The organism is Mesorhizobium sp. B2-4-15, assembly GCF_006658505.1.
GTDB lineage: Bacteria > Pseudomonadota > Alphaproteobacteria > Rhizobiales > Rhizobiaceae > Mesorhizobium.
Genome location: NZ_VFUZ01000002.1, coordinates 141,165 through 164,691, shown reverse-complemented (window position 1 = coordinate 164,691; position 23,527 = coordinate 141,165). Strand labels below are relative to the sequence as shown.

The window sequence follows — 23,527 nt, the reverse complement described above, 5'->3', positions numbered from 1 at the left end:
TCTTCCAGGCAAAGCATGGCCTTTTTGGGGTCGCGCTTCAATCCGCATGAAATTCACAATCGGGTCACCCGATTAACAAACCATGGCTAGAAGGGACAATCTTGCGCGTCAACGGGCCGCTGCAGCCGCGTATCGGGATAACCGCCGGCGGCGATGGTGCTGCACAGCCCGCTCCATTCGCAGCCGCCGCACGCCTTGCGCACGAGGCCGGTCGAAAATGCCTGCCGCATCCGTATCAGCATGGCGGCACCGAGATCGAGGCGGACGCCGGCATGGATTGACCGGGCCAGCAGTTCCTCCACGTCCTGCGCGGCCAGTTGGTCGCGTGCGGCCGCGCTGTCGCGCAGGCAGTGCGGTTCAGGCTCATCAAGCAATGGAGCGCAGATATCGTCCGGACCGGAAACGAGGAGGATGTCCTCGCCCCGGCTCAGGCGCTCCGCGATCCCGTCATAATTGGCGGTGAAGGCGGGGCTGTATCCCTTGCCCACATAGGTGAGCAGGCAAAGGAGGTGATGGGCGCGCAACCTGATCGTCATGGCCCGATAGTCATGGCCCGATCGTCACGGCCCGATCGTCACGGATTGACCGGCTTCGCCTTGCCGCCGCGAAGCGCCATGAGTGTCGCCGCACCGAGCGCCGACTTCAACAACCCGCCGACGATGAACGGCAGGAAGCCGAAAGTGATGGCCTTCCCGGCACCGATCATGACGGCAAGCCAGGCCGTGCCGAGCGCCAGGCAGACAAGGTTGCCGAGCAGCATGGCGGCGAAGGCAAACACCACCCTATTGCCGTTCCAGCCACGCTCGGCCAGCCAGCCGACCAGCGCGCCGGTGATCGGGAAGGCGAAGAGATAGCCGCCGGTCGGTCCGACGAAATGCTGCAAACCGGCAGCGCCTCCGGCCAGGACCGGAAAGCCGGCCGCGCCTTCGACCAGCCATGCCGCTATGGTGAGCGCGCCAAGCCGCCAGCCATAGAGCGCGCCAATGAGCGTCACGGCGAAGGTCTGCATGGTCACGGGAACAGGCACCATCGGCACCTCGATATAGGAGGACAGCGCCAGGAACAGCGTACCGAGCACCACGGCGCCGGCCTGCCAGCCAAGGGAGCGGTCCTGGAGCCGGAGTGGGCTGAAGGATGGCTTACGGGACGTGAATGCAATGTCTGTCATGGGGATTCCTTCGATCGATGGAATTATAGATAATTTCGGCTTTCGATCTATTATCGAATCCACATTTCTCCGGAGATAGCAAGCCTCCCCAGGGCAAAGACTGTCTGAAGCACGTCACAACGCGCTTCAGGTCCTTGTTTTATGGATGTCGCTCGGCCAAAAAACCGAGGCCACTTTCGGGCGACATGCATCAACCCACGATCGCGAAGGCTTCGCGCGTCGCTCCCGAGGCCGTCCTGACCGGCTTGCGGCCAATCCACTGGACATGCCGCCCCAGCGTCGCAGCGGCCGATTCGGTGTTTCCCTGCCGCAAGGCGGTCAGTATTGCCCGGTGGTCCTGATCGGTGCGCGTCTCCCACTCCGATCGCCATGCCGCGAACAGGAAGCGGGCGCTGGCGGCGTGCAGGTCATCGATGGTGGCGAGCAGCCGCGGCATGGCGCACGGCGCCAGGATCAGCCGGTGAAAGGCGCGGTTGGCTTCTTCCCATGACCTGACGTCGCGGGATTTGTCACCGGCCTTGGTGGCTTCCTCGGCGAGATCGAGAATGGCCGACGTCAGATGCGGCGCGGCATGGCGCAGCGCCAGCACTTCGAGTGCTGCCCGCATTTCAGCGACCTCCTTGACCTCGCCGAGATCAAAGGCGGCGACGCGCACCCCGCGGCGCGGCTCGCTGACGGCGAGCCCCTGCGCCTCCAGGCGGCGGAACGCCTCGCGTACCGGAACATGGCTGGTGTGGAATTCCTCGGCGACATGATCCTGGCGCAGCCGGGCACCAGGCTCGATCGCGCCGGAGATGATGCGGTCCGCGAGCGCCTTGCTGATGCGCACCGCTATGGTGTCGTCCGTGCCCTTTGCCATATTTTATAGATAATTTGCGGCAGGGCAGCTTGTCGAGACGGCGAGACCGTGGTTGCCGGCATTCCCCAACACAATGCCGGGGAAATTCCGGAGAAACGCCGTTCAGTTCACCCGGCTGATGCAGAAATCGATGACGTCGATCAGCGCCGATTTCTGCGGCGTCTCTTCCAACGGCGCCAGCGCGTCGCGGGCGATCTCGCCGAAATGGCGGGCGCGCCCGATCGTATCGGCGATGGCGCCGTGTCGGGTCATCAGGCCGATCGCCTTTTCCAGGCCTGCGTCATCGACGACATTGTCCTCGATGGCGCGTTTCCAGAAGGTGCGCTCGGCCTTGGTGCCGCGCCGGTAGGCGAGAATGACCGGCAAGGTCACCTTGCCCTCGCGGAAATCGTCACCGACATTCTTGCCCAGGTCCTTGCTGGTGCCGCCATAGTCCAGCGCATCGTCGATGAGCTGGAAAGCGAGCCCGAGATTCATGCCATAGGAGCGAAGTGCGGCGCGATCATTGCGGGTCGCCAGGGCAATGACCGGTCCAACCTCGGCAGCGGCCGAAAACAGCGCGGCGGTCTTGGCTTTGATCACGGCGAAGTGCTCGTCCTCGGTCGTCTCCAGATTCTTGGCCGCCGCCAACTGCATGACCTCGCCCTCGGCGATGATCGAGGCGGCGCTCGACAGGATGTCGAGCGCCTCGAGCGAGCCGACATCGACCATCATGCGGAAGGCCTGGCCGAGCAGGAAGTCGCCGACCAGAACGCTGGCCTGGTTACCCCAGATCATGCGGGCGGTCTTCTTGCCGCGCCGCATGCCGCTCTCGTCGACGACATCGTCGTGCAGAAGCGTGGCGGTGTGCATGAACTCGACCGAGGTGGCGAGCTTGACGTGGCCTTCGCCGGCATAGCCGAACATCTGCGCTGCGGCCAGCGTCAGCATCGGCCGCAGCCGCTTGCCGCCGGACGAGATCAGGTGGTTGGCGACCTCCGGGATCATCTCGACATCGGAGCCGGCCTTGGACAGGATCAATTCGTTGACACGTCCCATGTCGCCCGCCGTCAGATCGATCAGATCCTTGATGGAGGCGGGTTCCCGCTTCCCATTTTCCATGTTGAGAACGACACCCACGACAACTCTCCCGCCTTGGTATAACGCGTGCGACGGCACCCTTAATCCCAGTGTGACTCTAGGGCGGCGGACATGGCCACGGCAAGTGGCGAATTGGCGCGGCGGCGATGACAGCGTGTCAACCGATACCGCAGGGAGCGAGGCTCTGCCGACGATGCGAGGTGGACAGCTGGCGGTCGACAGGGTGGGGCCGCGACCATGTCGTCGCTCAGAGGTGAATCTGGGTGCCTGGAAATGCCAGGAATTCACGTCCCCGTTTACATCAGCGCCGCAAACTGAGAGTTTCGCCCGATGATAGAGCTCATCCGCACCAACGACGCCGTCATCATCTCCTTTGTCGAATCGCTGATGCGCGATGCCGGCATCGGCTGCTTCGTCGCCGACCAGAACATGAGCGTTCTCGACGGCTCGCTCGGCATCCTGCCGCGGCGCGTCATGGTCGACGCCGAGCAGGCCGACGCCGCACGGCGCATCCTGAGGGACGCCGGCATCGCCAACGAGATACGCGGGAAATAAATGTCGGCCGCGCCAGCCGCCCTCGCCCCGGACACACCGGCCCATACGGTCGACGCCTTCCATCGCGGCCGGTTCTGGCTTGTGCAGCCCAAGCACGGCGGCCACCGCGCCGGCATGGATGCGATGATGCTGGCGGCCTCCGTGCCATCCGCCTTTGGCGGACGCCTCGCCGATTTCGGCGCCGGCGCCGGAGCCGCCGGTCTCGCGGTGCTGTCGCGCTGCCCGGGTGCGGCTGCCGTGCTTGTTGAACGTGCGCCGGAAATGGCGGCCTTCGCCTCAGCCACGCTTGCCCATCCCGGCAATGCGCATCTCAGCGATCGCGCAGCCGTGCTTGTCGCCGATGTCACGGTGTCGGGCCGGGCCCGGGCCGCCGCCGGCCTCGCCGACAATGAATTCGATTTCGTCATCATGAACCCGCCCTTCAACGCCGCACGGGACCGCGCCACGCCAGAGCGCCTGCGGAAGGAAGCCCATGTCATGGAAGACGGGTTGTTCGAAAGCTGGATCCGCAGCGCGGCGGCGGTGGTCAGGCCGCGCGGCGGGCTTGCCATCATCGCGCGACCCGAACAGCTCGGCGCCATTCTCGATGCGATCGCCGGCCGATTCGGCGACGCCGAGATGCTGGCCGTGCACCCTCGCCCCGACGCGACTGCGATCCGCATCGTCGTACGCGCAGCGCTTGGCGCGCGGGGAAAACTCGCCATCCGCCCGCCGCTGATGCTTCACCCGCAGTCGGGCAACGGCCCTGACGAGCGCAGCGAAATGATCACCAATGGTCTCGCCTCGCTGTTTGGAGATTGAGCTATTCCTGGCCGCCACATTGCCGTTGGCCGGGAAATCCCTACATGCCTGCAACCATCGACCGGAGACCGTCCTCTCGTGAAACGTCTTTTCAACCGACTGCTGCCGAAATCCTGGCGCTCCACCGTCGTCACCATTCCGGTCATCCGGCTGCATGGCACCATCATGGCCGGTGGCGGCCCGTTCCGGCCGAGCCTGTCGCTGGCCTCCACCGCTGGCCTCATCGAGAAGGCCTTCTCCTTCGATGCGCCGGCGGTCGCCATCTCGATCAATTCGCCCGGCGGCTCGCCAGTGCAGTCGCGGCTGATCTTCAAGCGCATCCGCGACCTGGCGAACGAAAAGAACAAGAAAGTGCTGGTCTTCGTCGAGGACGTCGCGGCCTCGGGCGGCTATATGATCGCGGTCGCCGGCGACGAGATCTTCGCCGATCCGTCCTCCATCGTCGGCTCCATCGGGGTCGTCTCGGCCTCGTTCGGCTTTCCGGAGCTGATGAAGAAGATCGGCGTCGAGCGCCGTGTCTACACCGCCGGCCAGAATAAGGCGGTGCTCGATCCGTTCAAGCCCGAGAAGAAGGAAGATGTCGAGCGGCTGAAGGCACTGCAACTCGAGGTGCACGGCACGTTCATCGATCTCGTCAAGGAGCGGCGCGGTACCAGGCTGAAGGACGACCCGGACCTGTTCACCGGCCTGTTCTGGACCGGCAAAAGGGGTCTTGAGCTTGGCCTCGTCGACGCGCTCGGCGACATGCGCACGGTGCTGAAGACCCGATTTGGGACGAAGACGCAACTCAGACTGGTGTCGGCGCCGCGTGGGTTCCTCGGCCGCTTCGGCCTGTTCGGCTCAAGCAAGGGCTTTTCGGCGCCAGATATCGCCGCCGCGGCCGCCAGCGGCGTCATCGATGCGGCGGAAGAGCGCGCACTGTGGGCTCGCTTCGGGCTTTGAAAAGCCGGCAAAACCGTCTAGCATGAAGGCTTGAAGTCTAATGCATGGTCGTCTTCCCAAAACCGAACACACTTTTGGGCAACATGCATAACCGACCCGACCGGTCGCGTTCGCCGGCCCAGCGTGGGAGGAGTTTTGACATGCCGCAGATCATTTTCTTCACCGTCGTTGGCGTCGCCGCCTATTTCGGCTACCGCACTTTCGTCAGGGAAGCCGAACGCGTGACGGCCAAGGTGCGGCGCACCGAAAAGCAGGCGGCCAATGGCGCGATGGGAACGCTGGTCAAGGATCCGAAGACCGGCGAATACCGGCTGGCCAAGGACTGAGCATCATCTCGCACACGACTGACGCCGTGGACACCGACATAGGTTCGCGCACCTGGCATGCGCATGCCAAGATCAATCTGGCGCTGCATATCACCGGCAGGCGCCCCGACGGTTATCACCTGATCGAAAGCCTGGCGGTGTTCACGCGTTTTGGCGACCGGGTCGAGATCGCGCTCGCCGACAGCGACGGTTTCATCGTGTCCGGCCGTTATGCGCCGACAGTTCCCCTGGACGACAGCAACCTTGTACTCAAGGCGCGCGATGCCTTGCGGAAATCGGCTGCATCCGAAAGAACTCCGCCCGTCGTCATCAGGCTCGAGAAAAACCTGCCGGTCGCCTCCGGCGTCGGCGGCGGATCGAGCGACGCGGCGGCGGCCCTGCGCGGGCTGGCACAGACATGGGGCCTGGACATCGACGGCGCCGGACTGGCGCGGATCGGCCTCTCGCTTGGCGCCGACATACCGATGTGCCTGGCGGCAAAGCCGCTGGTGGCGCGCGGCATTGGGGACGAACTGTCGATGGTGCCGGACTTTTCAGCGTTGGGACTGGTGCTGGTCAATCCTGGAACGCCGCTTCCGACGGCGGACGTCTTCGCGGCTCTTTCCCGGCGCGACAACGAGCCATTGCCGCCGTTGCCGCGCAGTATCGATTTTCATAGCCTGCGCAACTGGCTGGAGGTCACCCGCAACGATCTCGAGCCGGCGGCCGTTGCCATGCAGCCCGCGATAGGCAGGGCGCTTTCATGGCTGAACAAGGCCGGATCGGGATTTTCGCGCATGTCCGGATCGGGCGCGACATGTTTCGGCCTGTTCGAGACCGGCAATGTCGCCAAGCGCGCGGCCGCCGAGATCCGAAGCCGCCAGCCCGACTGGTTCGTCGCGGCAACGCGCAGCATGACATCGGAGGCTGAGTGAGATGGCCACGACTGACGAGAGCCGTTCGTTCATTCCGGTGCGCATTGCGGTGCTGACCGTTTCGGACACGCGCAGCCTCGCCGATGACAAGTCCGGCCAGACGCTGGCAGACCGCATCACCGAGGCCGGCCACATCCTGGCCGCCCGCGATATCGTTACCGACGACCGTGTCAAAATCCGTGACAAGGTGCTTGGCTGGTCGAAGGACACAGGGATCGACGTCGTCATCACCACCGGCGGCACCGGCTTCACCGGGCGCGACGTGACGCCGGAGGCGCTGGAGCCGATCTTCGAAAAGCGCATGGACGGCTTTTCGGAAGTGTTCCACCGCATCTCCTACGACAAGATCGGCACCTCGACGATCCAGAGCCGGGCAACCGGCGGCGTCGTCAACGCCACCTTCGTCTTCGTGCTGCCGGGCTCGCCCGGCGCCTGCAAGGACGCCTGGGACGGCATCCTCAAGGCGCAACTCGACTACCGGCACATGCCCTGCAACTTCGTCGAGATCATGCCGCGCCTGGACGAGCATCTGCGGCGCGGAAAAGCCGCTCCGTAAGAACCAAAGGCTGAATGGCTTTCCAAGCGCCATTTCCAAAACGGAACGGCACCGGCGCCTCCGCTAATCCGCGTCACATTTTCTGCAATGCGCAACGAAACAGCCGTTGCAAAAAATCACTTCGGAGAGCGGTGTTCCTGCTTGGCCGGGGCGACCCATATCTCGGCATCGAGTTTCTTTGTCGCCAGGCCGCGCGCCAGAGCCTCGGCGCTGCCGGCGTTCTTCGACAGGGACGCGGCCTGACGCTTGCTGATCACCAGCCCTTCGGCGAGCGCCCGGTTTCCCGAAAAGACGCGGGCCAGGAACGGCGCGCGGCTACCCCGCGCGCGTGAGAATCGCGCCGCCATGGTTTGCCTGGCCGTGTGGGCGATGATCGCCTCGATCCAGCCCTCCACCAGCCGAGCGCCCGGCTCCAGCAGTAGCAGCCAGTCGCCCTTGGCCTGCCGGATACCGGCGGCGATACCGCCACTCGCCACATACTGGCAACCGGCGTGCTCGGCGACATAATGCGTCTGGTCGGTGGAACCGGTGTCGCAGACGACGACCTCGCGCACCAGGCCCTCGACCGCGCCGCCAATCAGCGAGCCGAGCGTGCGGGCAAGAGCCTCCTCGTCATTGCGGGTTTCGATGAGAACACTGAGCATGTCAGCCGAATAGCGGAAAGCCGCGCAGAGTGCCAGTTTTGCAGCGCAATATAGAAAGTTCTTGCTTTGTTCTCGTCGGCGAAATAGGAATAATTTCATGAGCAGAGCGATTCGACACAACATGGACAGTCCTTGGGAGCGGGCAAAGATGGAACCGATCATGCGTGCAGACATTGCCGCCTTCGGAGCAGGAAGAGCCGAGATGGCCAATGCGATGATCGAGCAGAGCGGCATGCGCATCCGTCCGGACCGCAACCGCGGCCGGTCGGCGGGCATCAATCCGTCCGGCCGGTTCGAACCTGTCAGCCGGCATGTTTTCGATGATGGCTGGAGTTCCCTGGAAGAACTGCCTCCATTCAAGACCGAGGTGCAGGTGGAAAAGCCGCGCACCATCATCACCCGCAATGAATCGCCCGATATCTCCTTTGACCGGTCGATCAACCCTTATCGCGGCTGCGAGCATGGCTGCGTCTATTGCTTCGCGCGGCCGACACACGCGTTCATGGGCCTGTCGCCTGGCCTGGATTTCGAATCCAAGCTGTTCGCCAAGCCGGATGCGGCGCGACTGCTCGACAAGGAGCTGTCTAAGGATGGCTACCAGCCGCGCACCATCGCCATCGGCACCAACACCGACCCCTACCAGCCGATCGAGAAGCAGTACCGGATCATGCGCGAGATCCTCGAAGTGCTGGAAGCGCGCGGCCATCCGGTCGGCATCGTCACCAAATCCGCTCTGGTGACGCGAGACATCGACATCCTGTCGCGCATGGCCGAACGTGGGCTCGCCAAGGTGGCGCTGTCGGTGACGACAATGGATCGCATGCTGGCCAGGACGATGGAGCCGCGGGCGTCGACGCCGACCAAGCGGCTAGAAGCGATCAGGCAGCTTTCGGATGCCGGCGTTCCAACTTCGGTGATGGTGGCGCCGATCATCCCCGGCCTTACCGACCAGGAAATGGAACGGATCCTCGATTCGGCCCGTGCCGCCGGCGCGCGCGAGGCGGGCTATGTCGTGCTGCGCCTGCCGCTGGAAGTCAGCCCGATCTTCAAGGACTGGCTGCTGCGCCACTATCCCGACCGCTATCGCCACGTGATGTCGCTGATCCGCTCGATGCGCGACGGCAAGGACTACGATTCGGAATGGGGCAAGCGCATGAAGGGCGCCGGACCCTATGCCTGGCAGATCGGCCGCCGCTTCGAGATCACCGCCAAACGACTCGGTCTCAACGCCGAGCGGCGCACCCTGCGGACCGACCAATTCGTCGCGGCCGGAAAGGACCAGGAGCAGTTGATGCTGCTCTGAAGACACCAAAGCGCTGCGGCAGTTTCATTGCTGCCAAGCAAAAAATCCCGTCCGGCCTGCCCCGGCCTGCAGACGGTGCCCTCCCGGTCCGGCGCCCCACCCGACCCGGAGGGACTTGCGGAGAATCGGAGCCAATGCGAACCTCGCCGCAACATGGCTCGCGCGCGTTCCGATTCTCCGCTTCTCTTCGAAATCGTCGAGAAACCCGATTTCTCCTTCGAGATGAAGGCGATGGCCGACGGCCTTTGGCCGGTCGCGGGGATGGATGAGGCCGGCCGCGGTCCGCTGGCCGGGCCTGTCGTCGCCGCCGCGGTGGTGCTCGACCCCGCCAACATCCCCGAAGGCCTGGACGATTCCAAACGGCTCAGCCATTTGCAGCGCGAGGCGCTTTTCCTGCGCATCATCGGCTCCGCGCTTGGGGTTTCGATGGCGTCGATCAGCGCCGAAGGCATCGACAACAGCAACATCCTCAAGGCCAGCCTGGAAGCAATGCGCCGCGCGCTGGTCGGCCTGCCGGTAAAACCCAAGCTCGCGCTCGCCGACGGTCGCGATGTGCCGCCGGGACTGCCTTGCGATGGGCGCGCGCTGATCAAGGGCGACCAGCGCTCGCAGTCGATCGCCGCCGCCTCCATCGTTGCCAAGGTGATGCGCGACCGCATGATGTGCGGCTGCGGTGGCCACCACGAACGCTACGGTTTCGAGGTCCATATGGGCTACGCCACGGCCCGGCATCGCACGGCGATCGAGGCGCATGGCCCGGTCGCACGGCTTCACCGCGTCTCCTTCGCGCCGTTCAGACTGGGCGGTGCCGAGGTCATTGAAGAAGAGGGCCTCGCAGGGCTGGATTAAACACTTAGTCCGCTATCGGCCACTTCCCGCATAACGCACAGCCGAATGGCTGCTTCTGATTTCGCTTAGCCAATAACGGGATCGACCGGCGCTGACCGCCAGGGGTCGCAATTTCATAGGGTGTACCATCAAGGCTTAAGCTCGGCGCCGACCTTGTCACAGCAGCGACAACTCAGCCGCTGTCCAGTGATTTCCCACCAGCTTTCAGGTGTGCACCGCTCCCATCGCGCGATTCTCACCCTTGGGAGCGTTGAATACGAAGGTGACCAGGAGAACCGCGGCGCCGTTTGCCCAGTAGTACAAGGCGTCCAGACCCTGGAGGCCGAGCGCGAAGGGCACTGCGACGAAAATAATTCCGACGAGACGGTCAACCGCCAAATGCAGCCAATATGGCAGCACACGGAACACACCGGTCCTGTGATCGGTGAACAGGGTCAGGATGAACGCGGCCACGCCGGCTGCGACCGACACCCAGAGCGCCGACGGATTGCCGCGGCCAAGTCCGAGCAGGAACGGCGTGGCTGTCAGGCTCAGCGCAACGGGATAGTCGAGGAAGGCGTGAACGGTCTTTGTGACGAAACGAATATTCATGACACTCTCCGATTGCGTTTGAAGGTTTTGAGGCAAACGGGCGCGGCGGCGGACCGATTGTGCGCCGCCGCGCCCATCAGGTCAGGCGGCAGAGCGCAGTTCGACGTCGACCTTGGGGAAATCGATCTCCGTCAACGCGACGTTGTTGGTGTAGTTGGTCAACACATTGATGGCGACATTTGCGACAATCTCGACGATGTGCGCATCGCCGAGACCGGCCGAACGCGCTGCGACAAGATCCGCATCCAGGACCTGCCCCCGCACGTCGATGAGACGACGCGACAACGAAGCAACGGCGGCGTCCAGCGCGGTTTCGGCGTTGCCCTCGCGGGCTTTGCGAATTCCTTCCGGGGACAAGCCTGCGCCCTTGCCCATCAGCGTATGAGCTGAGAGACAATAAGAGCATTCGTTCGCCTGCCCGACAGCGAGCGAAATGATCTCGCGTTGCTTCGCCGTGAGCACGCCCTTGCCAAGGGCATCGGACAAAGCGAGGTAGCCGTTCAGCACGGCGGGCGATTGGGCGAAGGTGGAAAAAAGATTCGGCACCATGCCGATTTTGGCTTTGACGCCCGCCAGCGTGGTCTGGACGGCAGCGTCGGCATGGGCAGTGTCGATAGGAGCGATACGGGGCATGTCAGAGTTCCTTGTGTTGATTGCACGCCGCTCCTATATGCAGCACTCCAGGTACTCTTCGGTGCCAATAACTTTGCTGATCGTCCCAATGGACCCGTTGGCCGCCCTCTTTACCCATGTCACGCCAACCGCTCAGACGTTCTTCACCGGGACCCTGTGCCACGCGCTGCAATTCACTGGTTTGGGTCATCTGCACATGCTCAAGGCTGGCGAGCTCAGGGTCAGCCGGAGCGGAGAGGCCGATCTCGAATTCCTTAAGCCAACCCTGCTGTTTTTTCCGCGTGGGCGGACCCATGACTTCGCGGTTGATTCCAGGCGCGGGGCCGACCTTGTCTGCGCAACCGTCGAACTCGGGGGTGCGGAGGGCAATCCCATTGCACTGGGCCTGCCAGAATGCGTGGTCCTGCCGCTCGCGGAGCATCCGGCGCTGCGGCCGGTTTGTGACCTGCTGGTCGGCGAAGCGTTCGCGGAAGGTGGTGGCCGCCAGACGGCGCTCGACCGGCTCTTCGAGTATCTCCTGATCCTGATCGTGCGACACGTCATTGAATGCGGCGTTGTCTCGACCGGCGTTCTCGCCGGGCTCGCCGACCCACGCCTCGTCAAGGCGCTGACGGCGATACACGAAGCGCCGAAGAAGCCCTGGAAGCTCGAGGAGCTCGCCGAAGTCGCAGGCATGTCACGCACGCGTTTCGCCGAGCATTTTCGGAAGCTGGTCGGTCGGCCACCGATTGAATACCTGACGGTCTGGCGCATCACGATCGCGCGCCAGCTTCTTGGCAAGGGCAAACCTGTCAAGACGGTCGCAGCACAGGTCGGCTACGACAGCGCGGCCGCCTTCTCGCGGGTGTTCAGCCGAGTCACCGGGCACCCGCCGCGCGATATTAGCCAACCACAATAGGATGCTCGCCGAAACCTTCGAAGGCGGCGGCTCCATTGCCTCCTCGCAGTCGATCTCGCGGTCGGAACGGGGCAGATTATCCGCGCGTAACAAAAAAGCCGCCAAGTTGCCCGGGCGGCTTCATGTCCGCGGTTCAAGAACCGCTCAGTTCAGCTTGGCCTTCACATCCGCGAGCGAAGCCTTGAACAGGTCGGCCCCGGCCTTGACGTCGATCTTGGCGGCGAGCAGCGCGCGGGCGGCCTCGACGGCGATGTCGACGGCGCTGGCACGCACTTCGCCGATCGCCTCACGCTCGGCCTGACCGATCTTCTGTTCGGCCAGCGCGGTGCGCCGGGCGACATAGTCCTCGGTCTTCTTGTGCGCCTCGGCGGCGAGCAGTTCGGCTTCGCGCTTGGCGGCCGCGACGATGGCGGCAGCCTCCTGCTCGGCTTCCTTGCGCTTCTTCTGGTACTGGCCGAGCAGTTGCTGAGCCTCGTCACGCAGCTTGCGTGCCTCGTCGAGCTCGCTGCTGATCCTGGCGGCGCGCGCATCAAGTGCCTTGGCGATCAGCCCGGGCACCTTGATATAGATGGCAATGGCCACGAAAATGACGAGGGCGATCGTGGCCCAAAGCGTTGCGAGAGATGTAGCGTCCATGATGCGCTCCTCACCGGGCCACGGATTTGACAGCGGCCGCGATCTCGGCCTTGCTGGCCTTGCCGCCGACAAGTGCCTCGACGATCGCCGAAGCGGTGTCCTCGGCAATAGTGCCGACTTCCTTCATGGCGTTGGCCTTGATGGAAGAAATGCGCGCCTCGGCCTCGCCAAGCTTCTCATCGAGCGCGGCCTCGATCTTCTTGCGAGCGGTCTCGGCTTCCGCCTTGGCCGCATCGTTGGCCTGCTGACCGATGGAGTTGGCGTTCTTCTTGGCTTCCGCCAGTTCCTGCTCGTAAGCAGCGACGGCAGCGTCGGCCTCGCCCTTCAACCTGGCCGCATGGTCGAGATCCTGACTGATGCGGTCGTTGCGGACGTCGATGATGCCGCCGACACGCGGCATCACCACCCTCTTCAGGAAGAGGTAGAACAGCCCGAACGTGATCGCCAGCCACAGAAGCTGCGACGGGAACGTCGCAGGATCGAATGGCGGGAACGCGCCGTGTGCTTCCGCAGGCACGCCGGTACCGAAATGCGTGTCGCCTTCCGTGGTGGCAGGCGCGGACTCTTGCGCAAAGGCAGATGTCACGAACATGGACTATCCCCGAAATTCAAGCCCCGAACGCCTTGACGTTGGGCCAGATGGCGCAAGGCTTACTTGAACAGGGCCAGAAGCGCGATGAGAAGGGAGAAAATGCCCAGAGCTTCGGTCACGGCAAAACCGAAGATCAGACGGCCGAACTGGCCATCGGCTGCCGACGGATTGCGCAGCGCGCCCGAGAGATAGCTGCCGAAGATGTTGCCCAGGCCAATACCCGCGCCACCCATGCCCAGGCAAGCGATACCGGCGCCGATGTACTTTGCTGCTTCCACGTCCATTTGTTCAACTCCTTTGGATCTAAAATTCCGTTGCGATTCCATCCGGCAGCCATGCCGGAAACTCCAATTAGTGCGAAGGATGCAGGGCGTCGTTCAGATACATGCAGGTCAGCACCGCAAAGACATAGGCCTGCAGGAGCGCCACGAGCAATTCCAGCGCCGTCAACGCCACCGCCATGGCCAGCGGCAAGATCGAACCCGCAACGCCAAGCGCACCCAGCGCGCTCAGGCTGACGACAAACCCCGAAAACACCTTCAGTGTGATGTGACCGGCGAGCATGTTCGCGAACAGACGAACCGAGAGGCTGACGGGGCGCGATACGAAGGAAATCACCTCGATCGGAACAACAAGCACCATCATCACGAGGGGCACGCCCTTCGGCACGAACAGCTTCAGGAAGCCAAGGCCATGCTTCATGAAGCCGTAGACGATGACGGTGCCAATCACCAGGATGGCCAGGCCGAAGGTGACGATGATATGGCTGGTAACGGTGAAGAAATAGGGGAACAGGCCGAGCAGATTGGCGACCAGCACGAACATGAACAGCGAGAACACGAAGGGGAAGAACTTCATGCCCTGCGTGCCGGCGGCGTCGCGCAACATGTTGCCGACGAATTCATAGGCCATCTCGGAGACCGACTGCAGTCGGCCGGGAATCAGGCTCCTGCTCGACGTCGTCAGGAACAGGAACGCCGCCGCCACGAACACGGTCGCGACCATGAACAGCGCCGAATTGGTGAAGGACAGGTCGTAGCCGCCGATATTAATCGGAATCAGCTTGATGATATGGAACTGGTGGATCGGATCGACCTTGTCAGCTGCCACGTTCTAACCCCGTCAATGCCGCGTACGGCTAAATTACCATTGCCGCGAGAGCGGCTATTTGCTGTCGTCCCGGTCAGAGCGCGATTTGTCGCCCTGTCCGAATTCCGCCACAACGCCCGCTGAACGCATGACATTGAGCACGCCGGCGCCAAAACCCAGCAGCAGGAAAACGATCAGACCCCACGGCGATGTCCCCGCCATACGGTCGATGATCCAGCCGATGCCGGCGCCCACCACCACGCCAGCGATAAATTCACTGGAGAGTTTGACCGCCTGGCCATAACCGGCCGCACTGCCCGCTTTCGCGCCGTCTTTCCCCTCGCGCCGGTTCGGCAGCCTTGTCGCAAGCGATGCTTCAAGTTCACGCCGACGTCGCTCAAGATCGTCATCGCGGATGCCGGCTTCATGCTGCTTGCCGCGGCCGGTTTCTCCGGTTCCGTCTGGCCTGCTTTTATCGGCCATCGTAACCCCCCTGCCCGGTCAGACCGTCACCGTCCGTCCGCTTCTAAAGTCGCCGGCAACATAGTTAGAGGGTTTGCGCCCGTCAAGCCACGGGCGGAAGTTCATTGTCATGTATTTTAGGCAATGAAATCAATCCATTAAAGAGGTGCGACATCGTGCCCGCCACGAGGATGGGGATGCGTTGCACGAATCCCCCCGGCAATGGCTCCCCAATCAGCCGCGCAAGCGCATGAAAAGATCGGCGGCTGCCGGAGCCTCAGCTCCAGCCGCCGCCATAGGTGCGATAGAAGATATGCAGGCCGATCTTGGTCATCTTCTGCATCGTGCGCGCCCAGCCCGGATGGACATACTGGGCGTAGTAATGCGTCGACGATCCGACCTCCGGGATGAAGATCTTGCCGGCGGTCACGGCGATGGCGATATCCTGCGCGGTCTTGTAGGCGACAGGATTGTCGATGCGCTTCTTCCTGCCGTCGCAGGCGAAGGAAAACTGGCAACGATTGAACCAGCTGTCGTTCTGGTAGACGACGCCGCAGATCGAGTCGGGATAGGCGGGATTGCGGACGCGGTTGAGGATAACCTGGGCGACGGCGGCCTGACCGCGCACGGATTCGCCGCGCGCCTCGAAATAGATGCCGTTGGCCAGGCATTTCTGCTCGGGCTTGGAGAAGACGCTGGCTGGAAGCGGGTTCTGGATCCACCAATGGTCACCCTTGGCCATCGGTGGAATGAAGCGGCCACTGTTGGGCTGTTCGTCCTGAAGCAGGGCTTCGAAAGGCGAGGCCTTGGCATAATCCGGCGCGGATTGCGCATAGGCGGTCGCCAGCACATCCGGATGGGAGTTGTTGACCAGGGCGGCAAGCATGGCCGGCACGCCGGGATCCGGCTTCTTGTCCTCACGCGCATGGAATTCCGAGGCGATCTGGATTTCCTTGCCTTTGATCTGCGGCTTGGCGAACGCCATCCTCAGGCCGCTGTCCATGGTCGGCCGCATCAGGGAGGAGGTCCGCTGGAAGATCGACCCGGCGTTGAAGTTCTTCGGCGGTGCAACGGGAGACACCTGGACGATGCGGCCCTTCTTGTCGGCTCGCACGACGCGGTCCTCGTCCGGCGTCGCGCTGACCTTGCCGCCCTTGCTACGGAACGAGACGGAGCCGACGCCGGGAAGGCGCACGCCGGAACCCGAGAGCGACCCGGTTATACCGGAATCGACGAACGGCATCTCGGCGGCATGAACCGAACCCGCAACGGCCCTTTCGACATAGGAATTCCAGCGCGCGGTCGGCGCTTCAAGACCGGACACCAGGCTTGTCATATCCTGGTAGGCGGCAACGGTCGGGAAGCCGATCCAGATGCCGAGGCCGATGATGAGCGGGGATACGAAGCTGCGTTTCTCACCGGCGGCGGCAACAAGCCGCTTCAACATACGTCGATGCACGGAACTCTCTCCAGGAACGCTACTGACCCCACTGGAGAGCAAAATGATGCATTAACCTTGATGGGACGTTAACGGGATCGATCGGGTCTTCTCAATCGGCTCAAGGTCGTGGCTTCGAAGTCGGGCGGTTTTGCGGCGAATGCCGGCCGCAGGAAGACCGGCCGGGCGATCAGGGCGCAGACGGAGGCCGCCAGCCAGACTGCGGACCACGACCAGAGATGCAGGAGCCCGGGAATGGCCACCGGCACCAGGAAGAAGCCGACAAAAACAAAGGTGTTGGCAAGACTGAGCGCGGTTCCGACATGGCCGGTTCCGGCAAGTGTGGCGAGCTCTGTATAGGCGACGCCGTGCCAGGCGGAAACCGAGATGCCCGCGACAATGAGCATCAAGGGAAGAACCGCGATCAGCAAGGACTGGCCGCTCGGTACAGCGGGGTTGGCCAGGACCAGCAGCCAAAGCACCATGAAGGCGAACGCGCTGAGCGCACTGCATGAGCGGAGAAACTGGCGGCGGTTGCCACGGCGGTCGGTGAAGCGGCCGCTCCAGACGCGCATGACCATGGCGCCGACCTGCACGGCAGCGAGACTCGCGCTGCTCGCCGCTGTCCCCAGCCCGGCGAAGTCGTGCAGGAACACCGAGGCGAAAGTGAGGACCGCCACCTGTGGGAAGCATAGCAGACCGATGGCGGTCGCGATGCGCCAGACCTCGATGTTGCGCAAGGGCGCCGGTCCGGCCGCGGCCGATGAGGCGACATGTTCCCCAGGCGCCGTCGGCGGTTCGTGGAGCCAACGCCAGGCGAACAAGGCGGAGAGAGCGGATGCGCCCGCCAGCAGCCCGAATACGGCGGCAAAGCCGAACGCCAGGGCAAGCGAAGGCAGGACGAGTGCACCCAGACCGCCGCCAAGCGGCACCGCCGTCTGCCGGATGCTCATGGCAAAGCCGCGCTCGTTTTCCCGAAACCAGCCCATGATGGCGCGGCCGCTCGAGCCATTGACGCTGCCGCCGAGCAGCCCCGCGAGCAGAAGGCTTGCCGACAGGAGCGTGACATCGGGAACGCCGGCTTTTGTCGGCACCACCAGCATCGCCATGGCGAGGAGCCAGGTCGCCGTCGCGCCGAGCCCGATCAGAAGCACGCGCCGGTCGCCCCAGCGATCGGTGAGCAGACCCCAGGGCAGTTCGCTGAGCGCCACCCCCAGCCCGAGAAGGCCGAGCGCCACGCCAAGTTCGGCGTTGCTCAGATGGTAGCCCTGGCGAAGCACGACGGCCGTTGCCGGTATGCCGGAGAAAGTTGCGGAGAAACTGGCGTTCGCGGCGACGCCGGTGCCCAGGACTTTCCACCGATGGCCAGGCTTGAACTTCCCCCCGGCAAGGCCGGCGGTCCCGTCTCGCAGGATCTGGGCTGGCTGTCGGTCGGTGCGGTCGACGATAACGGACATGATTTCATTCCCGTGACGGTCCAGCGACTTGGACCTTGACGGCATCTCTCTATCGCCATAAATCCGTCCCTAAAATCAGGAAGTTTTTGACCATTAATCCTGAAAAACAGGACTATTCCGATGCAACGCGTGACATTCGACCTGGACGTGCTCAGAAGTTTCGTCACCGGCATGGAGCTCGGCAGCTTTGCCAAGGCCGCCGACCGGCTTGGCCGATCGACCTCGGCGGTCAGCGCGCAGTTGAAGAAACTGGAAGAGCAGGCGGCGACGCCGATCTTCCGCAAATCGGGGCGCGGCCTAGCCTTGACAGAGGCCGGCGAGACCATGCTTGGCTATGCGCGCCGGCTGCTCGACCTGAACGACGAGGCGGCGGCGGCCATTCATGACGTCGAACTGGAAGGCTGGATACGGCTCGGCCTGCAGGAGGATTTCGGCGAAGCGGTGCTGCCCGACGTGCTCGGCCGCTTCGCCCGAGCCCACCCCAAGGTCAAGATCGAAGCCAGGATCGCGCGCAGCCATGAACTTGCCGAGAGGGTGATGTCAGGCAGCCTCGACATCGCACTCGCCTGGCACAACGGCGACACACTGCCTTACAGCCAGCACGTCGCCGATGTTCAAATGCGCTGGATCGGCCCGGCAAAACGCATCGAGAACGGCCTGCGTGACGGCGAGCCCCTGCCGCTGGTCGCGTTTGAGGCGCCCTGCCTTCTGCGCACGGTGGCGACCGAAACGCTCGACCGCGCCGGGCTGCCCTGGCGCATGGCCTTCTCAAGCCAGAGCCTTGGCGGCATCTGGGCGGCAGTGGCCGCAGGGCTGGGACTGACGATCCGCACCGACATCGGCCTGCCGGCCAGCGTCAAGGCGATGATGCCGGAGATCGCGGGCCTGCCGGCGCTGCCGAAAATGGCGTTGTTCCTGCATCGCCGGGATGCCGAAATCGAGCCGGTGGCGGCTCGCCTCGCGGACATATTGATGGAAGCGGCGCGACAGGCACTGCCGGAAAACACGAGGGCCAGCGAAACCGGTCTGCGGGCCGTGGCCTGATCGGCGCCGAGGTTCAACCGCGCTTCTTGGCCCGGCCGGCGAACGGATTGTCCGAGGTGCGCAGCGCGATGCGGATCGGCACGCCGGGCATGTCGAAGGCTTCGCGCAGGCTGTTGGAGAGATAGCGCACGTAGGACTGCGGCATCGCGTCCGGCCGTGAACACTGGACCACGAAGCCCGGCGGCCGCGTCTTGGCCTGGGTGACATATTTGACCTTCAGCCGGCGCCCGGCAACGGCGGGCGGCGGGTGATGCGCCAGGATGGCCTCGAGCCAGCGGTTGAGCTTGCCGGTCGAGACGCGGCTGTTCCAGACCTTGTGGGTCTTCAATACCGCGTCCATAAGCTTGTCGAGGCCACGCCCGGTCTCGGCCGAGACCGGCACCGCCTGGATGCCGCGCACCTGCGGCAGCAGCCGCTCGGTCTTCTCGCGCAGTTCCGCAAGCAGTTCCTGCGGGTGGTCGATCAGGTCCCATTTGTTGAAGGCGATCACCGGCGCCCGGCCCTCGCGGACGATCAGGTCGGCGATCTGCAGATCCTGCTTCTCGAAGGGAATGGTGGCATCGAGCACGATGATGACGATCTCGGCGAAACGGATGGCCCGCAAGCCATCCTGCACCGACATCACTTCCAGCTTTTCGTGAATCCTGGCCTTGCGGCGCATGCCTGCCGTATCGAACAGTTTTATCCGGCGCCCGCGCCAGTCCCAATCGACGGAGATGGAATCGCGGGTGATGCCGGCTTCCGGCCCGGTCAGCAGCCGCTCCTCGCCGATGAGCGCGTTGATCAGCGTCGACTTGCCGGCGTTCGGGCGGCCGACAACGGCGATGCGCATCGGCTTGGTATCATCATAGGCAGGCGCATCCTCGGCATCCGGATCGGCAATGTCCTCGCCGATCAACACTTCGCTGGCGGCGACCTCCTCGTCGCCCTCATCGTCCTCGCCGAAGGCGCGCTCCTCGCCGAGCGCCGCGATGACCGCATCGCGCAGATCGGGCATGCCCTGGCCGTGTTCGGCCGAGACCGGGATCGGCTCGCCGAGGCCGAGTTCCCAGGCCTCCAGCATGCCGCCCTGCGCGCCCTTCGCCTCCGCCTTGTTGGCGACCAGAACGACCGGTTTGCCGGACTTTCGCACGATCTCGGCAAAGGTCCTGTCGTCCGGGAGCAGGCCGGATTTGGCGTCGATGGTGAAGAAGATCAGATCCGCCTCGCGGATGGCGATCTCGGTCTGCGCGCGCATGCGTCCGGGCAAGGTCGAGGCGCCGGCGTCCTCGAAACCGGCGGTGTCGATGACGTCGAAATGCAGGTCGTAAAGCTTGGCGGCATGGACACGGCGATCGCGTGTAACACCCGGTGTGTCGTCGACAAGCGCAAGCTTCTTTCCGACCAGCCGATTGAAGAGAGTCGATTTGCCGACGTTAGGCCGGCCGATGATGGCTACCTTGAATGTCATCCGAAATCACGACGCGTTGCCCGAGCCGCGGATCAGCTCGGACATCAAGGTCGCCCGCTCGCGCGTGTTGCGAGGGGCGCCGTCATCGGCGGCGATCTGGTCGAACAGCTTCAGCGCATCCTGGGTCTTGCCCTCCTTCCAGGCGGCAAGGCCGAGAGCCTCGCGCGCGGTATGACGCAGCGTGTTGGTGTCCGATGTCAGCGCCTCGACGCGGCTGGAGACATCGGCGAAAGAGCCGTGGTCGACAAGCAGAAGTGCTGCCCTCAGCCGCGCCATGTCGCGAATGCCCTGGGGGATGGCGGTGTCGGCCGCGACCTCGTCGAAATCCTTGACGGCGGCATCGACGTCGCCCTTGTTCGCCTTGACGGTCGCGGCGCGCATGCGGGCAAGCAGCGGATAGGCGCCGTAGCCATCCTTCTCCAACTGATCGAGCGCGGCCAGTGCCTCGTCGTTCTTGCCGTCATTGGCAAGCTTCAGGGCCTGCGAGAAGGCGTCGCCGGATCGGTTGGCGCGTGTCTCGTCCCAATAGCGATAGCCGACGAAGGCGGCGGTGCCGAGCACCACGAGCACCGCAATGGCAAGCAAGGCCGGGCCGAAACGGTCCCACAGCGCCTGCGCCTGCTCGCGACGGATCTCGTCGTTGACTTCACGGATAAAACTGTCGTCGGACATCAATCAAACCATTCCTGCCCCGGACCGGGGCGGTTCATGAGCCCGCGTTTTAGCGAAATTTTGTCGGCATGGAAGGGGTTCGACCGGAAAATCGCCTATTCCCCGGGGCAAACGGATGTTTGCCCAGGCCAAACGGACGAAAAGGCCAATCGCATCAGCGCCACATTTAGGCGATAGCCGGCTTTCTGATTGCCGGAGCCTGTAAATTTTGCCTGTGTCTTGTTTGTGTCGCGTTGTCGCGTTCTCGCTTGCCTCGCTCTCCGCCGCCGGCGGGGCTCTGGCCGATCCTCCCGCGCCACCGATGCCGGCAAAGCCGAAGCAGGTCGTCATCATCTCGTTCGACAGCGCCCGCGATGTCTCGCAGTGGAAGCGCAGTCGCGCGCTGGCACAGCGCACCGGCGCGCATTTCACCTATTTTCTATCCTGTGTCTTTCTGCTGTCGCCAGAGACGCGCAAGGAATACACCGCGCCAGGCAAGTCAGCGGGCAAATCCAACATCGGCTTTGCCGCCTCCAAGCAGGAAGTGGCCGAGCGGCTCGAACAGATCGGCCTTGCCGCCCGTGAGGGCCATGACATCGCCAGCCACGCCTGTGGCCATTTCGATGGCAAGGACTGGAGCAAAGCCGACTGGCTGAAAGAGTTCGCCTCGTTCGAGCATATTCTCGAGAACGCCTACACGATCAACGGCATCACGCCCGAACCGGAAGGCTGGCACGCTTTTGCTCGGCATGCGGTGATTGGCTTCCGTGCCCCCTATCTGTCGACCAGCAAGGCGCTTTACGAAGCGTTGCCCGCCGCCGGCTACCAGTTCGACGCCAGCGGCGTCTCACAGGGCCCTGCCCGGCCACCGACCGTCGGCGGCATCACCCGCTTTTCACTGCCGCAGATCCCGGAAGGGCCGAAATCGCGGCCAGTGATCGCGATGGACTATAATCTCTATGTCCGCCACTCGGGCGGCTTCGAACGGCCAAGCCAGGTGGACGAGTTCGCCAACCGGACGTATGACGCTTTCCGCGCAGCCTTCGACGCACAATACCAGGGCAAGCGCATTCCGCTTGAGCTCGGCTTCCACTTCACGCTGATGAATGACGGCGCCTACTGGAATGCGCTGGAGCGCTTTGCAGGCGAGGTCTGCGTGAAGTCCGATGTCGAGTGCATCAGCTTCCGCGACTATGTCGAGCGGCAGGGAATGAAGCCCAAGGCCGTGGGCGGCTGAACCGACGCCGCCTTTCCGAACCTCAGGCGGGATCCTCTGCACCCTGTCTAGCAAGGTAGCGTTGATCAATGTCCGGCAGAGGTTCGCCTTCCAGCGTCGCTTCGAAAGCACGCAGGCGCTTATGAACCGACTGCAGCTCGACGATGGTCGACCAGGAGGTGAGCAGGAACTGCAGCGAGCCCGTCACCTTGCCGAACGCATTCGATATCTGGTTCAGCGCGCCGAACGTTATCTTGTGCGCGACCAGCGACGGACCCAGGATCAGCAGCGAGAAAATGTTGTCGGCCTGCAAGTAGGTGTACCGGACGACGTTGAAATAGATATAATGGAAATAGAGCCTGAAATAGTTGTGTCGGACATTAGCAAACAGCTCGGCCGTGGTGGCGGGTTGCGCCCGGTCCGCGTGATCCTCGCCGTAAACGAGCTCCTTGCGGTAAGCGGCTTCGACACGCTGGTTGCGGAATTGCAGCCCCGGAAGTTTCAGGCCGGCAATCATCACCGAGATCGTTCCGAACAGACACCAGGCGAGCGCCGCGACCACCAGCGGCTGCGGAATCGCGCCGACGATCGGCAATTCGCTGATATGGGCCTGCAACTGGATCATGACCGGCAAGAAGGCGATCAAGGTCATGATCGACTGGACGAAGCTGGAGCCCAGATCTTCCATGATCTGCGAGAACCGCATCGTGTCTTCCTGGATGCGCTGCGAGGCGCCCTCGATATGACGCAGTCTGGTCCAGTTCTCGATGAAATAGTTGTTCATCGCCGTGCGCCAGCGGAAGATCCAGTGGCTGACGATGAAGGCATTGACGACCTGCACGTTCATGCCCACCAGCGCAAGCCACGAGAAGTCGGCCAGTCCGGTGTAGAACTCGCCATTGGTAGACTTTCCCGTCCCCGACATCAGCCCTTGCACATAATCAAAGAAAGGGCCGTACCAAGCGTTGACGGCGACACTGACCTGCACATTGAAATAGATGAAGAACAGGATGACCGCGGTCATCAAGATCGACCAATTCTGCCATGGATGCGGCGAGTACCAAGCCCAGAACGCGTAGAAGATGGCCACGCATGCCACGAAATAGATGTAGAACCAGAGGAACGGCTTCGACACCAGAACGGCGATGCCGATGATCGGCGGTGTCCCCGCAGCGGCCGGCGGCAGGCCAAACACAGCTCCCAGTTGCTCACCACCAAAAAACCAGAACAGGATCGCCGCAAGGCTCCAGACGGCGGCCGAAGAAAAGAAGAGCTTCGGCCGCGGGAAGAAGGATACGAACACTGGGGCGAATTCCTCGATCGATGCGCAAATCAGCTGATGATGGCGGGCATAAAGTCACACATTAGGGGGA

Annotated in this window: 28 protein-coding genes; 11 read left to right on the top strand and 17 right to left on the bottom strand. The window is 63.5% G+C overall.

Going from position 1 to position 23,527, the window contains the following annotated elements; translation table 11 throughout:
* Nucleotides 1-86: 86 nt before the first annotated feature.
* From FJ930_RS03140 to FJ930_RS03125, 4 genes are all read right to left on the bottom strand, one after another.
* Entirely contained in the window at nt 87-536 is a 450-nt protein-coding gene (locus FJ930_RS03140) for a DUF1284 domain-containing protein (RefSeq protein WP_141834704.1), read from the bottom strand.
* A gap of 38 nt (nt 537-574) precedes the next feature.
* Nucleotides 575-1,168, bottom strand: a complete 594-nt coding sequence (locus FJ930_RS03135; RefSeq protein ID WP_141834701.1) for a biotin transporter BioY — start codon at nt 1,166-1,168, stop codon at nt 575-577.
* A 190-nt stretch (nt 1,169-1,358) separates the two neighbouring features.
* Nucleotides 1,359-2,027 carry a GntR family transcriptional regulator gene (locus FJ930_RS03130; protein ID WP_140611052.1) on the bottom strand — a complete coding sequence of 223 codons (669 nt, stop codon included), beginning with the start codon at nt 2,025-2,027 and terminating at the stop codon, nt 1,359-1,361.
* A gap of 102 nt (nt 2,028-2,129) precedes the next feature.
* Nucleotides 2,130-3,146 (bottom strand): polyprenyl synthetase family protein, encoded by a 1,017-nt coding sequence (locus FJ930_RS03125; protein WP_140697689.1) that lies wholly within the window; start codon nt 3,144-3,146, stop codon nt 2,130-2,132.
* 291 nt (nt 3,147-3,437) lie between these two features.
* On the opposite strand from FJ930_RS03125, the gene FJ930_RS03120 reads away from it, so the two are divergent.
* From FJ930_RS03120 to moaB, 6 genes are all read left to right on the top strand, one after another.
* On the top strand, nt 3,438-3,662 hold the full coding sequence (locus tag FJ930_RS03120; protein ID WP_140611048.1) for a DUF2007 domain-containing protein: 225 nt from the start codon (nt 3,438-3,440) through the stop codon (nt 3,660-3,662).
* Nucleotides 3,663-4,463, top strand: a complete 801-nt coding sequence (locus FJ930_RS03115; RefSeq protein ID WP_140742584.1) for a methyltransferase — start codon at nt 3,663-3,665, stop codon at nt 4,461-4,463. It abuts the gene before it with no gap.
* Between the two features lie 78 nt (nt 4,464-4,541).
* The gene (locus FJ930_RS03110) at nt 4,542-5,405 is read left to right on the top strand and encodes a S49 family peptidase (protein WP_141834698.1); all 864 of its coding nucleotides are present in this window, start codon (nt 4,542-4,544) and stop codon (nt 5,403-5,405) included.
* A gap of 140 nt (nt 5,406-5,545) precedes the next feature.
* Nucleotides 5,546-5,731: a membrane protein gene (locus FJ930_RS03105; protein ID WP_013896713.1), complete on the top strand. Its 186-nt coding sequence runs from the start codon at nt 5,546-5,548 to the stop codon at nt 5,729-5,731.
* Nucleotides 5,732-5,757: 26 nt separating this feature from the next.
* The gene (locus FJ930_RS03100; RefSeq protein WP_141834695.1) at nt 5,758-6,645 is read left to right on the top strand and encodes a 4-(cytidine 5'-diphospho)-2-C-methyl-D-erythritol kinase; all 888 of its coding nucleotides are present in this window, start codon (nt 5,758-5,760) and stop codon (nt 6,643-6,645) included.
* A 1-nt stretch (nt 6,646) separates the two neighbouring features.
* A complete protein-coding gene (gene moaB / locus FJ930_RS03095) occupies nt 6,647-7,201 on the top strand; it encodes a molybdenum cofactor biosynthesis protein B (RefSeq protein ID WP_141834692.1) in 555 nt (184 codons plus the stop codon).
* 116 nt (nt 7,202-7,317) lie between these two features.
* Here the strand turns inward: moaB and FJ930_RS03090 are convergent, their stop codons facing one another.
* Entirely contained in the window at nt 7,318-7,845 is a 528-nt protein-coding gene (locus tag FJ930_RS03090) for a glycosyltransferase (protein ID WP_141834690.1), read from the bottom strand.
* A gap of 148 nt (nt 7,846-7,993) precedes the next feature.
* Between FJ930_RS03090 and FJ930_RS03085 the strand changes: the two genes are divergently transcribed.
* Together FJ930_RS03085 and FJ930_RS03080 are read left to right on the top strand one after the other, a co-directional pair.
* A complete protein-coding gene (locus FJ930_RS03085; protein ID WP_140742670.1) occupies nt 7,994-9,148 on the top strand; it encodes a PA0069 family radical SAM protein in 1,155 nt (384 codons plus the stop codon).
* A 153-nt stretch (nt 9,149-9,301) separates the two neighbouring features.
* Nucleotides 9,302-9,997 (top strand): ribonuclease HII, encoded by a 696-nt coding sequence (locus FJ930_RS03080; RefSeq protein ID WP_141834688.1) that lies wholly within the window; start codon nt 9,302-9,304, stop codon nt 9,995-9,997.
* 204 nt (nt 9,998-10,201) lie between these two features.
* On the opposite strand, the gene FJ930_RS03075 is transcribed toward FJ930_RS03080, so the two are convergent.
* The gene (locus FJ930_RS03075) at nt 10,202-10,588 is read right to left on the bottom strand and encodes a hypothetical protein (RefSeq protein ID WP_140742596.1); all 387 of its coding nucleotides are present in this window, start codon (nt 10,586-10,588) and stop codon (nt 10,202-10,204) included.
* 81 nt (nt 10,589-10,669) lie between these two features.
* Nucleotides 10,670-11,221, bottom strand: coding sequence for a carboxymuconolactone decarboxylase family protein (locus tag FJ930_RS03070; protein ID WP_141834686.1), 552 nt, complete (start codon nt 11,219-11,221; stop codon nt 10,670-10,672).
* Here FJ930_RS03070 and FJ930_RS03065 point away from each other — a divergent pair.
* Nucleotides 11,220-12,119, top strand: a complete 900-nt coding sequence (locus FJ930_RS03065; RefSeq protein WP_246676791.1) for an AraC family transcriptional regulator — start codon at nt 11,220-11,222, stop codon at nt 12,117-12,119. The genes FJ930_RS03070 and FJ930_RS03065 overlap by 2 nt on opposite strands.
* A gap of 144 nt (nt 12,120-12,263) precedes the next feature.
* On the opposite strand, the gene FJ930_RS03060 is transcribed toward FJ930_RS03065, so the two are convergent.
* The 7 genes from FJ930_RS03060 to FJ930_RS03030 form a co-directional block, all read right to left on the bottom strand.
* The gene (locus FJ930_RS03060; RefSeq protein ID WP_141834684.1) at nt 12,264-12,755 is read right to left on the bottom strand and encodes a F0F1 ATP synthase subunit B; all 492 of its coding nucleotides are present in this window, start codon (nt 12,753-12,755) and stop codon (nt 12,264-12,266) included.
* Nucleotides 12,756-12,765: 10 nt separating this feature from the next.
* Nucleotides 12,766-13,347: a F0F1 ATP synthase subunit B gene (locus FJ930_RS03055; RefSeq protein ID WP_141834682.1), complete on the bottom strand. Its 582-nt coding sequence runs from the start codon at nt 13,345-13,347 to the stop codon at nt 12,766-12,768.
* Nucleotides 13,348-13,406: 59 nt separating this feature from the next.
* Nucleotides 13,407-13,631, bottom strand: coding sequence for a F0F1 ATP synthase subunit C (locus FJ930_RS03050; protein ID WP_140611028.1), 225 nt, complete (start codon nt 13,629-13,631; stop codon nt 13,407-13,409).
* Nucleotides 13,632-13,698: 67 nt separating this feature from the next.
* A complete protein-coding gene (locus FJ930_RS03045) occupies nt 13,699-14,457 on the bottom strand; it encodes a F0F1 ATP synthase subunit A (RefSeq protein WP_140742608.1) in 759 nt (252 codons plus the stop codon).
* Nucleotides 14,458-14,511: 54 nt separating this feature from the next.
* Nucleotides 14,512-14,919 (bottom strand): AtpZ/AtpI family protein, encoded by a 408-nt coding sequence (locus tag FJ930_RS03040; RefSeq protein WP_141834679.1) that lies wholly within the window; start codon nt 14,917-14,919, stop codon nt 14,512-14,514.
* A 256-nt stretch (nt 14,920-15,175) separates the two neighbouring features.
* On the bottom strand, nt 15,176-16,357 hold the full coding sequence (locus tag FJ930_RS03035; RefSeq protein ID WP_141834676.1) for a cell wall hydrolase: 1,182 nt from the start codon (nt 16,355-16,357) through the stop codon (nt 15,176-15,178).
* Nucleotides 16,358-16,425: 68 nt separating this feature from the next.
* On the bottom strand, nt 16,426-17,793 hold the full coding sequence (locus FJ930_RS03030) for an MFS transporter (RefSeq protein ID WP_141834672.1): 1,368 nt from the start codon (nt 17,791-17,793) through the stop codon (nt 16,426-16,428).
* 120 nt (nt 17,794-17,913) lie between these two features.
* On the opposite strand from FJ930_RS03030, the gene FJ930_RS03025 reads away from it, so the two are divergent.
* Nucleotides 17,914-18,837 carry a LysR substrate-binding domain-containing protein gene (locus FJ930_RS03025; protein WP_141834669.1) on the top strand — a complete coding sequence of 308 codons (924 nt, stop codon included), beginning with the start codon at nt 17,914-17,916 and terminating at the stop codon, nt 18,835-18,837.
* Between the two features lie 13 nt (nt 18,838-18,850).
* On the opposite strand, the gene der is transcribed toward FJ930_RS03025, so the two are convergent.
* Entirely contained in the window at nt 18,851-20,287 is a 1,437-nt protein-coding gene (gene der, locus FJ930_RS03020) for a ribosome biogenesis GTPase Der (RefSeq protein WP_141834666.1), read from the bottom strand.
* Between the two features lie 6 nt (nt 20,288-20,293).
* The gene (locus FJ930_RS03015; protein WP_141834663.1) at nt 20,294-20,959 is read right to left on the bottom strand and encodes a tetratricopeptide repeat protein; all 666 of its coding nucleotides are present in this window, start codon (nt 20,957-20,959) and stop codon (nt 20,294-20,296) included.
* Nucleotides 20,960-21,173: 214 nt separating this feature from the next.
* On the opposite strand from FJ930_RS03015, the gene FJ930_RS03010 reads away from it, so the two are divergent.
* Entirely contained in the window at nt 21,174-22,175 is a 1,002-nt protein-coding gene (locus tag FJ930_RS03010) for a polysaccharide deacetylase (protein WP_141835121.1), read from the top strand.
* A gap of 22 nt (nt 22,176-22,197) precedes the next feature.
* Here FJ930_RS03010 and sbmA read toward each other — a convergent pair whose 3' ends face one another.
* The gene (gene sbmA / locus FJ930_RS03005) at nt 22,198-23,457 is read right to left on the bottom strand and encodes a peptide antibiotic transporter SbmA (RefSeq protein ID WP_141834660.1); all 1,260 of its coding nucleotides are present in this window, start codon (nt 23,455-23,457) and stop codon (nt 22,198-22,200) included.
* Nucleotides 23,458-23,527: the final 70 nt, after the last annotated feature.

Bases quoted from the DNA above. Each gene is read 5' to 3' on its own strand.
- FJ930_RS03140 (WP_141834704.1), bottom strand. From the start codon at position 536: ATGACGATCAGGTTGCGCGCCCATCACCTCCTTTGCCTGCTCACCTAT.
- FJ930_RS03135 (WP_141834701.1), bottom strand. From the start codon at position 1,168: ATGACAGACATTGCATTCACGTCCCGTAAGCCATCCTTCAGCCCACTC.
- FJ930_RS03130 (WP_140611052.1), bottom strand. From the start codon at position 2,027: ATGGCAAAGGGCACGGACGACACCATAGCGGTGCGCATCAGCAAGGCG.
- FJ930_RS03120 (WP_140611048.1), top strand. From the start codon at position 3,438: ATGATAGAGCTCATCCGCACCAACGACGCCGTCATCATCTCCTTTGTC.
- FJ930_RS03115 (WP_140742584.1), top strand. From the start codon at position 3,663: ATGTCGGCCGCGCCAGCCGCCCTCGCCCCGGACACACCGGCCCATACG.
- FJ930_RS03105 (WP_013896713.1), top strand. From the start codon at position 5,546: ATGCCGCAGATCATTTTCTTCACCGTCGTTGGCGTCGCCGCCTATTTC.
- moaB (WP_141834692.1), top strand. From the start codon at position 6,647: ATGGCCACGACTGACGAGAGCCGTTCGTTCATTCCGGTGCGCATTGCG.
- FJ930_RS03090 (WP_141834690.1), bottom strand. From the start codon at position 7,845: ATGCTCAGTGTTCTCATCGAAACCCGCAATGACGAGGAGGCTCTTGCC.
- FJ930_RS03085 (WP_140742670.1), top strand. From the start codon at position 7,994: ATGGAACCGATCATGCGTGCAGACATTGCCGCCTTCGGAGCAGGAAGA.
- FJ930_RS03080 (WP_141834688.1), top strand. From the start codon at position 9,302: ATGGCTCGCGCGCGTTCCGATTCTCCGCTTCTCTTCGAAATCGTCGAG.
- FJ930_RS03075 (WP_140742596.1), bottom strand. From the start codon at position 10,588: ATGAATATTCGTTTCGTCACAAAGACCGTTCACGCCTTCCTCGACTAT.
- FJ930_RS03065 (WP_246676791.1), top strand. From the start codon at position 11,220: ATGTCAGAGTTCCTTGTGTTGATTGCACGCCGCTCCTATATGCAGCAC.
- FJ930_RS03070 (WP_141834686.1), bottom strand. From the start codon at position 11,221: ATGCCCCGTATCGCTCCTATCGACACTGCCCATGCCGACGCTGCCGTC.
- FJ930_RS03060 (WP_141834684.1), bottom strand. From the start codon at position 12,755: ATGGACGCTACATCTCTCGCAACGCTTTGGGCCACGATCGCCCTCGTC.
- FJ930_RS03055 (WP_141834682.1), bottom strand. From the start codon at position 13,347: ATGTTCGTGACATCTGCCTTTGCGCAAGAGTCCGCGCCTGCCACCACG.
- FJ930_RS03050 (WP_140611028.1), bottom strand. From the start codon at position 13,631: ATGGACGTGGAAGCAGCAAAGTACATCGGCGCCGGTATCGCTTGCCTG.
- FJ930_RS03040 (WP_141834679.1), bottom strand. From the start codon at position 14,919: ATGGCCGATAAAAGCAGGCCAGACGGAACCGGAGAAACCGGCCGCGGC.
- FJ930_RS03030 (WP_141834672.1), bottom strand. From the start codon at position 17,793: ATGTCCGTTATCGTCGACCGCACCGACCGACAGCCAGCCCAGATCCTG.
- FJ930_RS03025 (WP_141834669.1), top strand. From the start codon at position 17,914: ATGCAACGCGTGACATTCGACCTGGACGTGCTCAGAAGTTTCGTCACC.
- der (WP_141834666.1), bottom strand. From the start codon at position 20,287: ATGACATTCAAGGTAGCCATCATCGGCCGGCCTAACGTCGGCAAATCG.
- FJ930_RS03015 (WP_141834663.1), bottom strand. From the start codon at position 20,959: ATGTCCGACGACAGTTTTATCCGTGAAGTCAACGACGAGATCCGTCGC.